The following is a 13,054-nucleotide window of genomic DNA, read 5'->3' as shown; positions in this document are numbered from 1 at the left end:
TAGAATTAGTATTCGTTATATCAGTTATATGTTTTACTAATGTATTTAGATTTACAGAATGATTTGTGTGGGTAGGATGCCCACACTACAAAAGTTATAGATGATTTCAGATGTGAAAATCAACCAGGAGGCCAGGACATAGGACGACGGCCTAGTATATGTATATGTAGGTGATAGACTGTTTGACCGCCATCAGCACCAGTATTCATAACTACGCGATAACCGTTTTCTAATCCAGCTTGTGCTGCGACTTTCTGGACTGTTAATAAAAGATGTCCTAATAAAGCTTGATCTTCTGGTTCGGCTGTAGCGAGGTTAACTATAGGTTTTTTGGGAATGACGAGGATATGAACTGGTGCTTGGGGGTTAACGTCTGTGAAAGCTAAAGCCAAGTCATCCTCATAAACGATATTTGCGGGAATTTCTTTACGGATAATTTTGCTGAAAATGGTGTCTTTGGTATTATTCATGGAGTTTTGCCTATTCATCTGCTAGAGATTTTAGGCGATGGTAGCCATCACATGGTCTTATTTATGAATTGGAGATGAATTGGAGTGCGATCTAAATTTTGGACTATACCAGTAAGGCTTTGGGAGTCTGGTTGCGATTTCAGATATAATACTGTCAATTTAGTACTTGTCTTAACTCAGTATAAAGTTTTACATACTAACTGTACCATCAAGCAACTGTAATCATGAAAGCATTTCTCTTCGTTACTGATTTAGATGACACACTAGTGGGTAATAAAAAATCTTTAGACTTTTTAGAACAATTGAACGAAGAATTAATAAATCATCGCAAAACATATGGAAGCAAGATTGTTTATGCCACAGGACGATCACTAAATCTATACCAGCAGTTGGTAAAGACACAAAAACTTTTAGAACCCGATGCTTTAATTACTGCTGTCGGAACTGAAATATACTTCAACTCTAATTACAAAACTCCCGATTTAAAATGGTCTAGTAAATTATCAATTGGCTGGAATCGTGATTTGGTAGAGAAAATAGCTGCAAAGTTTGAAGATCTAGTTCTTCAACAAGCATCTGAACAACTTCCTTTTAAAGTTAGTTATCTTGTGAAGGAAGAAGCTGCCAAAAAAGTTATCCCTCAACTCGATGATTTACTAAAAAAGGAAAATATTAAATTTAATTTAATCTACAGTGGCAACTTTAGTGGCAGCGAAAACCTGGAAAGTAAAAACCTGGATATTTTGCCTTTTGATACCGATAAAGGTTTAGCAATGAAGTATTTACAAAACGAATGGGGATATTCTCCTCACGAAACAGTTGTTTGTGGTGATTCAGGTAATGATATTGCCTTATTCAGTAGAGGAGAAGAAAGAGGTATTATTGTGGGAAATGCCCTTTCAGAATTACGTGAATGGTATACAGCGAACAAAACTGACTATCACTATTTGGCAAAAGCATTCTATGCTGAAGGTATTTTGGAGGGTTTGCGTCATTTTAAGTTTATTTAGGTTTTGCTGATAGCGTAGCGTCATCCATACAAAGAAAAAACCTTTATAAATGAAGGCATTCAGGGGTTTAAAAGGGAAATCGGAGGCAATACAATCTAAGGTGGGGAAATCCCAACCTTACAGGTTTTGCAATTTACTGACTGGATCTAACTGAAGTACATACCGCTATAACTTCATATCGGTTTAGTGAAAATAGTCAACAAAACTGGACTTAATAAATAGTAGTGACCTAAACACAAAAGTCCAGCAATAGAACCCAGTTGTTCACGCTGTTCTTGACTGTAGAATTTAATTCCAGTCGGAGAATTAGTCATTAATTGAAATGCTGAATTATTCTTAGCCGTTATATCAACTAAATAAAACCTTCCCCCAGGAGAAAGTACCCGTGCTATTTCACTTAAAACTTTTTCTGGTTGAGGATAATGCAAGAAACTGATAGTATTGAAAACGGCATCAAATTGACCTTCAGTAAAAGGTAGTGATTCCGCATTACCTTCCAGATAAATTAACCGGGGACGATGACGATTATTTTGTCTAGCTAATCGCACCATTTGGGGAGATAAATCTAAACCTGTACCCCGCAATTCAGGAAATTGACTTGCTAATCTATCTAGTAATCTTCCAGTTCCACACCCTAAATCAAGTACATTTGCATTTGCTGACAATTCAATCTTTGAAAGCAATCTTTTATGAATAGCTTGATAAATAAAAGAGGGGAAAGTCCAATCATAACTGGATGCCCAACGGTCAAAAAGTTGTTTTTTGTTAGTTATAATGTTATTCATTATTTTTAATTTATTGGTCTTTAGTTCATTATAACCTTATACAAAAAAGCAAAGGCACAAAGCTTTGTTTGCACCTTTGCGCGAAATAGAACTTAGAATCTATAACCAGTCTCGATAAGCCGAAATTTCATTGATGGGAATTTCAAAGGGTTTACCTTTACCAAAGGGCGGATAAACTCGAATTTTTGCGTCCTTGGTAAACCGTTCTAGCCTATTACCCAATTGGGGAATATTGCTGACTATATGCCAGTAAGATACTATATCTGGGCAGTCAATTATCAGCATGAGGGTGGTGGTATTGGTTGTCATATACCACTGACAATTAGATAATAGAACTTGGGTGATGCGATCGCACGCGAGATAGTAGCACCTCCCAATAGATTGCTCAAGTTCTAAATGTAGCATTCCATCCTGTTTCGTCACCTCAATAGGAGGTAAATCATCAGGAGGAAGCAAGGAAAGTTTAGACATAATTTCGCACCTCTTGATTGTAGCGCTGCAAACTTTCTCGATTTTTTTGCAGAGACAATGATGAAGGTTTGAGCGCTATTGTGCCGAGATTCAATTCATCCTGAAATTTCTTGATTCGGTGGCGACAGGTTTCGACATCGCCGATAATCGAATTTTCGAGCAAATAATCTTCCTCAAAACAGATATTTGTCCGATCAAATGGTTTCTGTGGCTGGGGACTATTCTGCATTACTTGAGTGGAATTGGCGATCATTTTTTTGCTAAATTTACGAATGAAAGGTAAGGCTTCACTCACAGCTTCATCGGTGGTTTTAGCAACAAAAAAGAACCGTGCTAATAGAAATTTATCTGCACCACTGGAGTTTAATTGCCGATATTTGCTGACTGTATTCTTCAATCTTGTTAGGGAAAAGGGCGGTCCTCCCATTAAACCGAAGGAATTTTGGGCAGCATATTCAATCGTATCATCATCACCACTGGCAATATAGACGGGAATTGGTTTCTGTAGCGGCTGGGGATAGACCGTCAAGCGATCGCACTGATAGAATTGTCCATTAAATGACACGTCAGTTTCATATAATAGCTTTTGAATGAGTGCGATCGCTTCCACCATCCTCACACGAGATTCAGACATCAATACGCCAAAATGCTTATTCTGTTCAGGGAAAGGGCCACCTTTAGCCACTCCAAAAGCCAATCTACCACTACAAAGATTATCCAAAGTAGCAATATCCTCAGCCACCCGAATCGGGTTATGAAATGGCAATAATACAGCCCCCGTCCCTAAGCGAATAGTTGACGTAACACCCGCCAAATGTGCCATTAACAGCAAAAGTGACGGGCTGAGATTCGATTCATTAAAATGATGTTCACTCACCCAGGCTTCATCAAAACCCAAGTTTTCCGCCTCTTTCACCAATAAAACCTGCTCAAAGATAGCGCGACGGGCATCTTGGTGATGATTTTCGTAATTGCAGAAAAGTCCTGTTTTCATTTTTGACGATATTTTAAGCAGCCACTAAATGCAACTCCAACCATAAACGCGGTTCGGATTGTTTAAGCTTTGACATTGGGTCGCGTAGTAATCGCTTGGCATTCATGCAAACCACCTGAATCAGTCCCATATTACTTGCTACTTCTCTGAGTATTACTTGTTGCGCTTTGATATAGGGCATCATGTCTTCGGCACAATAAATCCCTATATATTGAAAGCGTTTAGCAGGTCGTCCCCAGAAGCCAGTAATCACTTTTACATGACACCTTTCTAGTAGTTTTCCAGTATTAGGGTAATAAAGGTTAACGACTCTTGTGAATTCTTTAGCTAGGATATCTTCAGCAATCATTTGACTGATATTTCTGTAGCGTCCATCACTACCATTTAGCATAACATAAATTTGTCAATTAAACCTGACAAAACACCAATTTAAATTTATTTTTTGGAAAATTTCTCAAAAAAAAGAGGGATACTTTTATGAAAGTACCACCTCTATATAATGACCATATATAATAAATTCAAAATTTTGAAATAGCAAAAATAAATTTTGAACTTTACTTAGCGAGAATTGCGTTCAGCAACTAAAACATCAGCTATGATATCTGGAATATTTTTTAAATCCAGATATCCCTCAGAACCAGAAATAGGAGAACTAAATGTATAATTGGGGTCACAAGTTCCTGTATCATAAACTTGGATAAACCACTTATCAGGAAAACCTTCAACACCCAATTCCACAATGTACCAAAACTCACCTGTTAATCGCGAGTTAAAGATAGTAAACCAATCTCGATAATTTTCTGAGATGTTCCAATCTGCCAAGATGAACTCTAGCGCTATTTGTCCAGCATCAGTTGAAGTCAATAACATTGTTACTCCTGATGTGCAACCTCATTGGAAACTTCAGGATATAACCCCAATTGTTTAGCTAACTCTTTGGCTACAAAAAACAAAAATTGAGCGCCATCTTGATTTCCTTCATGGGCAAACATAGTAGCTACTTGTAGCATTGAATGTACTAACCCAGAATCAACCAATTCCGGCTGAGATTCTAAAATTTCTGGTTCCTGACCATTAGGACATTGCAACAGTTCATCAATCAAATTAAAATACTGTGTTTGGCGTTCGTCTGTCATGATAATTTAGTTTATGGTGGATGAGAAAACTGAAAATTATTGCTCAATACTCTGTTGCCAAAGTCTTTCTAACATTTCGACTTGTGCTTTGAGAACAGCAGTACGATAGACAAGATACCTGTCATAAACAATAATGCCTAAGCCAATGCAAATAGGTGTAACCAAAACCAACCATTGCAAAATTGTAGCGATTTTATACTGTTCCACTAGAATTTGCAGTTGCACAAAAAAATTACGTTTGGATAATTTTTTGTTAGCTGGAGAGTGGGGAGTATTTATGCTCTCTGGCTGGAGAAATGCAGGTTCAGAACCTTTATTAATATTGGTGACTTGACAAGATAAATTCTGTGTCTTAACTAACTCTATATGTCGTCCCCAAATTAAATTAAAGACGATTATCCCTGGAGAAAGCACTGCTAAAGTAACCAAACCTACTGTTAGCACATTTAAAATTTTTAATTTCATCTTCGCTCTCCCTTGCTAGGTAGCTATTCACCCAGTAAGAAAATATAGTTTATGCTTTATTGCTGCACCTTCCTTTTGCCAATTCTCAAACAAGCATCAAGTATTAGATTCTAAATATACATTTAGTAGATGACACCCAATTATTTAAAAACATCTCAAATAATTTAAAAATTATCTGTGAATCTCAAACTGCAAATCTAAACTTGGCAGATTTATGAATCACCACTATTTGTGCAAAATACTCATAAATTATTACTAAGCAAGTGAAAATTTAAAAATCCCAAATACACTCCATTTAGTATTGACTAATACTGACAGGATTTAACCGCTTTTGAATAGAGATTTCTATCAAACTAGGGTTAAGAAGTCCCCCCTAGTTCTCTAGACTTTCATCTAGGAATTTCGGGGGGTAGAGGGGAATCTCTGCGTAAATCCTACTAACGTTTATAGCAGTCACCTCTCTTCAACACAGTTTACCCCAGCCGAATTAAGATTATTAAAATCATTAACATAGTACTCAAAGCTTATAAAACTGATCCAGTAAGACTTTAAAAAAATATTTGGGGTAGAGGTGCTAGTGTTTTCAGGAGGAGGTACTAGCATTTATCAGATAGGGGACGGGGATTTTTGTACTCAACTTAATGCTTTAGTAGCCGATGTTTGAGAATATTTAATGGTGATTATTAGTCCTAAAATCTTGTACTCAAATAACAATATATCCTGACAAAGTAGACCTGAATTAAAAATAAACCAAACAACTCAAAAAAACAATTAAATTTCTTAAATTCTATGATCTGACCTTGACATGACTAAATTATTCTGACTTATATAGCCTTGGAAATCACACCTAATTTCAAAATAATTGATACAAGTTTAGTAGCAAATATTCAGCCTTCTAGCGCTGTATGCAATTATGCTATTTACTTAAAACCCAGTTATCATAACTATTTCTGGCAAAATAATATTTAATTAACTAACTGTTACTTAACTACAAAATAAATAAGTAAAAACATATTATTATAAGCAAAGACGGAAAAGTAATATTTAGAATATTAGGAGTTAATAAATGCGAATTGCTAAAGACGTAACAGAACTTATTGGCAAAACCCCTTTAATTCAGCTGAACAAAATTCCCCAAGCTGAGGGAGTAGTTGCCAGAATAGTTGTCAAACTAGAAAGCATGAACCCAGCAGCTTCAGTCAAAGACCGTATTGGTTTGAGTATGGTACTTTCAGCCGAAGCAGATGGTTTAATTACCCCAGGAAAAACCGTTTTAGTTGAACCAACTTCAGGAAATACAGGAATAGCTTTAGCAATGGTAGCTGCGGCTCGTGGTTACAAATTGATTTTAACAATGCCAGAAACCATGAGCCAAGAAAGACGCTCAATGTTGCGTGCTTATGGTGCAACTTTGGAGTTGACACCAGGCCCCCAAGGAATGCGGGGAGCAATTAGCAAAGCTGAGGAAATTGTGGCTAACACTCCCAATACCTTCATGCTGCAACAATTTTGCAACCCAGCTAACCCCAAAGTTCACCGAGAAACGACAGCTGAGGAAATTTGGGCGGATACTGATGGGGAAGCAGATATCTTAATTGCTGGGGTAGGAACTGGGGGAACGATTACTGGTATTGCAGAGATACTTAAACAGCGCAAACCGAGTTTTCAAGTGATTGCGGTTGAACCTAGCAACAGTCCCGTTCTTTCTGGAGGTGAACCCGGCTCCCATAAAATCCAAGGTATTGGTGCGGGATTTGTGCCAGATGTGTTGCGTCAAGAATTGATTGATGAGGTGATTCGTGTCAGTGATGATCAAGCAATGTCCTATGGTAGAAGATTAGCTAAAGAAGAAGGTTTATTATCAGGGATATCATCTGGTGCGGCTTTGTGTGCGGCTATTCAAGTAGGTAAACGCCCAGAAAATGCAGGTAAGTTAATTGTCATGATTCAGCCTTCTTTTGGTGAACGCTACCTGAGTACGGCGATGTTTCAAGAATTAAAAAATTAAATATGTGTGGGTTGAATGCCCTGTAGAGACGTTCCCTGGAATGTCTCTACAATATTGCACCTGTTAAGAAATTGCTGTCCCAAAAGCTATCCTCAGTCCCCAAAATACGATTAAAATTGCGATCGCTAACCAGTCACCTCTTTTCAATCGTAATTCTTGCCATTTGACTCGATGCTCATTTGGACTGGTAAAACCCCTGACCATCATTGCATTTGCCATTTGATCAGCACGCAAAAGCAGATTTTCTAAAAGTCGCTCAATCACAATTAACCAAACTTTAGCTCCTCCTTTTAATCCTAGCTTTTTCCAATTAATTGCTCTCGTCATCACAGAACGAATGAGATTTTGGACTTCTTCTAAAACTAAAGGAATAAACCGCAAAGATAAAGTGAGAGTTAACATCAGTTCTGTAACTGGGATTTTAAACCTCCGCAAGGGTTGCATTAAGCTTTCCATTCCCGAAGTGATTTCTTCTGGTGCGGTTGTTAACAAATATAAATTAGTGCTGTAAATTAAGGTAAAAACTATTGTACTCAGGCTAATTGCTAAATCTATAGAACGGCGATTTACTTTAATTGGTCCTTTGTGAAATAATACATAGTTATATTCTTGATTACCTCTGGCTTGCTCTAAATTCACTTGGCGATTCTGAGCATTTGCTGGCTGAGTTAAAACTTTTTCATTAGCTGGTAAGCGTGATTGATAATTTATAGCTAGTCCATCAGGACTCATAGAACCGAGAACCAACACCATAAATGATAACACCAGCAGCCAGCCCATTTGTTGCCGCCATACTCGCAGCGGAATTTTGGCAAATAAGGTAAAAATAATTAATAATGCCACCAACAACACCCGCCAATAGTTGTTAGCTACAACATAGCTGGTGAGAAAGCTTAACAACCAAACTAACTTGACTCGCGGATCTAGCCTATGTAGCCAAGTTTCTGGTTGTTCTAAGTATAGTCCAAGGGGGAGCGATCGCAGTAAATCCATTCTTTAGTCATTGGTCATTGGTCATTGGTCATTGGTCATAAGTAATGAGCAAATGACCAGTGAATACTATTTTACGCGAGTTGCTCGGTTGAGATTGCCAATTTCTGCATCTCGGACTTTTTTACTCCGCCAAAATACGCGAATTGGAGTTCCATCAAATCCTAATTGTTTGCGGAACTGTCTTTCAATGTAACGGCGATAATTGTCATTAAAGCGTTGAGCATCGTTGACAAATAAAGCAAAAGTTGGGGGTTGGCTACTTACTTGTGTGCCGTAATAGATTTTACCTTGACGACCGCCCCGTGAAGTTGGTGGAGAATGCCAGCTAATTGCATCTGTGAGGACTTCATTAACTACGGAGGTGGTGACACGGCGTTTGTGTGCTTCCGCTGCCTTATTCACCAATTCTAAAATCTTTTCTACCCGTTGTCCGGTTGTGGCACTGACAAAAATTATGTCTGCCCATTCGGTAAAATGTAAACGTGTTTCTAGGGTTTTTTCGTAGTCGTAGATAGTGTAAGAATCTTTTTCGACTGCATCCCACTTGTTAACTACGATAATGCAAGCCCGACCTTCTTCCAGAATTCGTCCTGCTAATTTTTGGTCTTGTTCTGTAGCACCATCTTCAGCATCTAAAACTAATAAAACCACATCGGCGCGGCGAATTGCTTTAAAAGCGCGGTTAATGCTAAAAAATTCCGTACCGTATTCTATATGTTTCTTTTTGCGAATACCAGCGGTGTCAATTAAGCGGTAGGTTTGCCCGTTCCGTTCAATTTCCGTGTCAATTGTATCACGAGTTGTCCCGGAAATAGGACTAACGATCGCTCTTTCTTCGCCTACAAAAGCATTCAGTAAGCTGGATTTGCCTACATTGGGACGACCGATAATGGCGACTTTAATCACATTATCTTCAGGGACATCCTTGACATCAGGGACGTGCTTAATTAATTCATCCAGGATTTCCCCAGTACCGCTACCATGAATTGCCGAAATCGGGAAAGGTTCACCTAAACCCAGTTCCCAAAATTCACTAGCTTGAATTAAGCCCTGATCTGGTGATTCACATTTGTTGACAGCCAAGAAAATTGGTACGGTTTGTTGACGTAACCAATCAGCAATTTCTTGATCTGCGGGCATGGGGCCTGTTTGCCCATCCACTACAAAAATCGCTGCACAGGCTTCTGAGAGCGCCATTAATGCCTGTTGGCGAATTAGGGGGAGAAATTCGGTATCATCGTTAAAGACTAAACCGCCTGTGTCTACTACTGAAAATTCGCGATCGCTCCAAAATGCTGGACGATAAGTGCGATCGCGTGTCACACCCGATTCATCGTGGACAATCGCTGCTTGATCACCAGCGAGACGATTAACCAGAGTGGATTTGCCCACATTTGGGCGACCGATAATTGCAACAATTGGCAGTGCCATAAACTAGAGTTCTTCGTGCTGAGTGTTGTAGATGTGCTGAGTTTTATCTCTACGTTCTTCACCCAGCACTGTTTTAGAGAACTACTAATCATATCACATTTTTCAGTATTTTCCAGATTAAGTCTTTATTTAATTTTTTATATTTTCAGATCATTAGCCGCCAAATTTAAATAAGGAGCGCAACAGAAAATCCGGTAGTTCACATCAAATATGCATCTTCAGTGAACCGTTGTAGAAACGTTCGATGCCTGGGGATTCTCTTCTCTACAATTGAGGATATAATTATACTCATGTAGTTCATGAGTGTAGTTCATGAGCGATCGCTCACACAGAAAGCCCCAGGAGCAACAAGCCAAATAAACGACTAATATTGAGTCGCAGCTTTTTCAGCATTCTTTAAATCCTCATTGCGTTGATTACTAACTTACAATCAATCATTCGCAAATTTTCCGTTACTTTGACACAGTATTTTCATATCACCAGCTTCAAATCTTGATCAATAACGACCAAATTCTAGGCTAAGAATGTAGCAATGAACCATGTTTAAAGATATATGGCGGTTGTCCATCCGTAAATTATTTATAATTTTTAAATTAGTAACTATTACATTGATTACTGCGACTATTACTGTAGGTATAAGTTTGCTGATCAACCCCAGCGGGTTTGAGCATCTGTTAGGAATTCAACAATTAAAATCTGAAAGTGCTAGAGCAACTCATGGCCAGATCATCAGTCCATCTACACAAGCCATGACTCCTACAAATGAGGAAAATTTAATACCAAAAGCATTTCAGGGCATAGTTGTTTATGAAGCGAAACTGAAAGCCAAGGAGAAAGTTATCGCCTTAACTTTTGATGATGGGCCCAGCCCAAAAAATACGGCACAGATTTTAGAAATTCTCAAGCAAAATAATATTAAAGCCACCTTTTTTATGATTGGGGAAATGGTGAAATATTTTCCCCAAGTTGCCAAGCAGGTAGCGGCTGATGGTCATGCCATTGGTAATCACACATGGCATCATTGGTATCGCCGAATGAATGTAGCTACTGCGGCTAGTGAAATTGATCGCACAGCAGAAATTATCTACAAAACTACAGGACAGAAAACAACTATGTTTCGTCCGCCCGGAGGCTTTCTGAATAATGGACTAGCCCAATACGCCAAAAATCATAAATATGTTGTGATGATGTGGTCAGAAGAGTCGGGAGACGCTGAACGTCATTCGCCTCAAGTGCCAATGCTGATTAAAAATGTGTTGAAAAATGCCAAATCAGGTGCAATTGTCCTAATCCACGATGGTGGCGGCAACCGGATCAAATCTGTCAAGGCTTTACCAGCAATTATCACTGGTCTCAAGGCTCAAGGCTATCAATTTGTGACGATTCCTGAACTGCTGGAAATGCAATCTGAAGAGCAAAAGAACCAACCACCAAATTCCCAGCCAGTAATGTAGCGATTATCCATGACAAATGATGAGTCTTTTGAAGATGCTCTAACTGGTTCTACAATTCACCTGCGGCGAGGAGTAGATTTGCAAGTTAGCTATAGTCCTGGCATGATTCCGTCAATAGTCTTTATTCATGGCGGAATGGGTAATCGGTTTAATTTTAGAGCGCAATATGAGTTTGCTCAAACTCAAGGTTGGGAGATTCTTGCCTATGATTTAGCAGGACATGGACAGTCTAGTCGTTACTCTCGTTATTCTATTGGGCGACATTGCCGGGATTTACAGCGATTGTTGCACAAGTTTGGTATTGAGTCGCCTATATTATGCTGTCATAGTTATGGCGTTCCCATTGGTTTAGAATTTGCCCAACACCATAAAATTAGTGCAATGATTGCCATTGCTGGTGGTAGTCACGATTTAGCGCCTTGGTGGGAAATCCCTTTGACAAAGTTACAGGCTTGGGGTGGTAGATATCTTTATTATTTACCAGGGGTGCAAGTATTGAATAACTTTCTCTCCACTTCTTATCGGCATAGTGTCATGGAGCGATTTTTTGCCGAAAACCCCGTCCCCACTGATTTTGATGCTTACAAAGCCTTAAAAATTTTTTGGGACTATAACTTTTTTACTCGTCACCCGTTACCGCAGCATTTGCATATCCCAACTTTAGTAATTACTGCGGGAAAAGACCCCATGTTTAGCCAAGAAATGGGAGATGAGTTGGCGAGTCACTTTATGAACGGTACTCATTTACATTTTGCCAATGCGGGACATTTGGTTATGGCCGAGTGTGCAGAATTAGTTAATTATGCGATCGCAAATTGGTTAAAACAACAAGTCAATCCTTAATTTATAAATTATGAAGTCCAAAAAAATTCTACTACTAATTTCAGTATTCACTTTAGTGGGCTGTAATTACTCCCAAGGTTTCGCTATACCACCACAAACAACAACTTCCCTCCTCCCTTCACAACCAAATGCCAACGCCTTAGCTACTTCCCTCACCTACAAAATTGAAAGCTACGATAGCCAAATAATACCCGGAAAACGCACTTATGGTGTTTCTTTACCGCCTGGTTATGAACAAAATCCGCAACAACGTTATCCGGTAATTTTTCTCCTCCACGGTGGCCACGGTGAACCTATTGATTGGTTTAGTGATAAAAAAGGACAAGCCCTTAAAACCCTGGAAAAACTATATACTACAGATAAATTACCACTCAGTATAATTATCACGCCTGATGGTAACAACAAACGCGGTTCTAGTCCTTATTGGGACCCCCAATATATTGATGGATCTAATGGCAAAGTTGCCACAGCAGTAGGCTATGAATTAGTGAAAGTCGTGCAAAGTCGCTATCGCACATTACCCAATCCCGATTTTTGGGCGATAGGTGGATTATCTTCTGGTGGTTGGGGCGCTATGAATGTGGGATTACACAACTGGCAAAACTTCTCAATTTTATTTAGTCATAGTGGTTATTTTCAAGATCAGAGCGGCGCACAAAATAGCCCTATAGCTTATATCAAAACTCTTTCTCCCCAAGCCAAAAAAAGTCTGCGAATTTATCTAGATTCAGGCAGATCAGATACCGAAGAAATTGATCATGCTAAAGAATTTGTTCAAGTTCTTAACCAACAAAAAGTTTATAACCTATTTCGGCAGTTTCCTGGTGGCCATACTTGGCAATACTGGCAGGAACATTTAGCAGATTCTCTGACTTTTGTCGGTGAGCAATTTCGGAATGCTAAAATCGCACACGCTGCTGATCATATTGGCGTTCACCATCCGCCAAACCAACAACATTATTAGTATTTTCTCAAGGCAGTACACTTAAACTTT

The 13,054-nt window shown here is 38.8% G+C and carries 15 protein-coding genes; 5 read left to right on the top strand and 10 right to left on the bottom strand.

Annotation, left to right across the window (positions count from 1 at the left end; genetic code table 11):
* Positions 1–119: 119 nt before the first annotated feature.
* Positions 120–470 (bottom strand): histidine triad nucleotide-binding protein, encoded by a 351-nt coding sequence (locus tag VB713_RS03235; RefSeq protein ID WP_323310147.1) that lies wholly within the window; start codon positions 468–470, stop codon positions 120–122.
* 224 nt (positions 471–694) lie between these two features.
* Here VB713_RS03235 and VB713_RS03230 point away from each other — a divergent pair, with 224 nt between their 5' ends.
* On the top strand, positions 695–1,480 hold the full coding sequence (locus VB713_RS03230; protein ID WP_323310146.1) for a sucrose-phosphate phosphatase: 786 nt from the start codon (positions 695–697) through the stop codon (positions 1,478–1,480).
* A 173-nt stretch (positions 1,481–1,653) separates the two neighbouring features.
* On the opposite strand, the gene VB713_RS03225 is transcribed toward VB713_RS03230, so the two are convergent.
* The 7 genes from VB713_RS03225 to VB713_RS03195 all read right to left on the bottom strand — a co-directional run bounded on the left by VB713_RS03225 (position 1,654) and on the right by VB713_RS03195 (position 5,331).
* Complete coding sequence (locus VB713_RS03225) at positions 1,654–2,265, bottom strand: class I SAM-dependent methyltransferase (RefSeq protein ID WP_323310145.1); 612 nt, start codon at positions 2,263–2,265, stop codon at positions 1,654–1,656.
* Positions 2,266–2,364: 99 nt separating this feature from the next.
* On the bottom strand, positions 2,365–2,736 hold the full coding sequence (locus VB713_RS03220) for a hypothetical protein (protein ID WP_323310144.1): 372 nt from the start codon (positions 2,734–2,736) through the stop codon (positions 2,365–2,367).
* Positions 2,729–3,730 carry an LLM class flavin-dependent oxidoreductase gene (locus tag VB713_RS03215; RefSeq protein ID WP_323310143.1) on the bottom strand — a complete coding sequence of 334 codons (1,002 nt, stop codon included), beginning with the start codon at positions 3,728–3,730 and terminating at the stop codon, positions 2,729–2,731. The genes VB713_RS03220 and VB713_RS03215 overlap by 8 nt, the downstream gene beginning before the upstream one ends.
* A gap of 13 nt (positions 3,731–3,743) precedes the next feature.
* A complete protein-coding gene (locus tag VB713_RS03210; protein WP_323310142.1) occupies positions 3,744–4,121 on the bottom strand; it encodes a hypothetical protein in 378 nt (125 codons plus the stop codon).
* A gap of 167 nt (positions 4,122–4,288) precedes the next feature.
* The gene (locus VB713_RS03205; RefSeq protein ID WP_015216892.1) at positions 4,289–4,600 is read right to left on the bottom strand and encodes a hypothetical protein; all 312 of its coding nucleotides are present in this window, start codon (positions 4,598–4,600) and stop codon (positions 4,289–4,291) included.
* Positions 4,601–4,602: 2 nt separating this feature from the next.
* The gene (locus VB713_RS03200) at positions 4,603–4,866 is read right to left on the bottom strand and encodes a hypothetical protein (RefSeq protein WP_323310141.1); all 264 of its coding nucleotides are present in this window, start codon (positions 4,864–4,866) and stop codon (positions 4,603–4,605) included.
* 36 nt (positions 4,867–4,902) lie between these two features.
* The gene (locus VB713_RS03195) at positions 4,903–5,331 is read right to left on the bottom strand and encodes a hypothetical protein (RefSeq protein WP_323310140.1); all 429 of its coding nucleotides are present in this window, start codon (positions 5,329–5,331) and stop codon (positions 4,903–4,905) included.
* A gap of 1,066 nt (positions 5,332–6,397) precedes the next feature.
* On the opposite strand from VB713_RS03195, the gene cysK reads away from it, so the two are divergent.
* The gene (gene cysK / locus VB713_RS03190) at positions 6,398–7,339 is read left to right on the top strand and encodes a cysteine synthase A (RefSeq protein ID WP_323310139.1); all 942 of its coding nucleotides are present in this window, start codon (positions 6,398–6,400) and stop codon (positions 7,337–7,339) included.
* Positions 7,340–7,402: 63 nt separating this feature from the next.
* Here the strand turns inward: cysK and VB713_RS03185 are convergent, their stop codons facing one another.
* Positions 7,403–8,332, bottom strand: a complete 930-nt coding sequence (locus tag VB713_RS03185; protein ID WP_323310138.1) for an energy-coupling factor transporter transmembrane protein EcfT — start codon at positions 8,330–8,332, stop codon at positions 7,403–7,405.
* 66 nt (positions 8,333–8,398) lie between these two features.
* Positions 8,399–9,763: a ribosome biogenesis GTPase Der gene (gene der / locus VB713_RS03180; RefSeq protein ID WP_323310137.1), complete on the bottom strand. Its 1,365-nt coding sequence runs from the start codon at positions 9,761–9,763 to the stop codon at positions 8,399–8,401.
* Positions 9,764–10,302: 539 nt separating this feature from the next.
* On the opposite strand from der, the gene VB713_RS03175 reads away from it, so the two are divergent.
* The 3 genes from VB713_RS03175 to VB713_RS03165 are packed head-to-tail and all read left to right on the top strand — an operon-like array spanning position 10,303 to position 13,024.
* The gene (locus tag VB713_RS03175; protein ID WP_323310136.1) at positions 10,303–11,217 is read left to right on the top strand and encodes a polysaccharide deacetylase family protein; all 915 of its coding nucleotides are present in this window, start codon (positions 10,303–10,305) and stop codon (positions 11,215–11,217) included.
* A 9-nt stretch (positions 11,218–11,226) separates the two neighbouring features.
* Positions 11,227–12,060 (top strand): alpha/beta hydrolase, encoded by an 834-nt coding sequence (locus tag VB713_RS03170; RefSeq protein ID WP_323310135.1) that lies wholly within the window; start codon positions 11,227–11,229, stop codon positions 12,058–12,060.
* Positions 12,061–12,070: 10 nt separating this feature from the next.
* Positions 12,071–13,024: an alpha/beta hydrolase gene (locus VB713_RS03165; protein ID WP_323310134.1), complete on the top strand. Its 954-nt coding sequence runs from the start codon at positions 12,071–12,073 to the stop codon at positions 13,022–13,024.
* Positions 13,025–13,054 lie beyond the last annotated feature (30 nt).

Source organism: Anabaena cylindrica UHCC 0172, from assembly GCF_034931625.1.
Classification (GTDB): domain Bacteria; phylum Cyanobacteriota; class Cyanobacteriia; order Cyanobacteriales; family Nostocaceae; genus Anabaena; species Anabaena cylindrica_A.
This window is presented reverse-complemented; position numbering and strand designations above follow the sequence as displayed.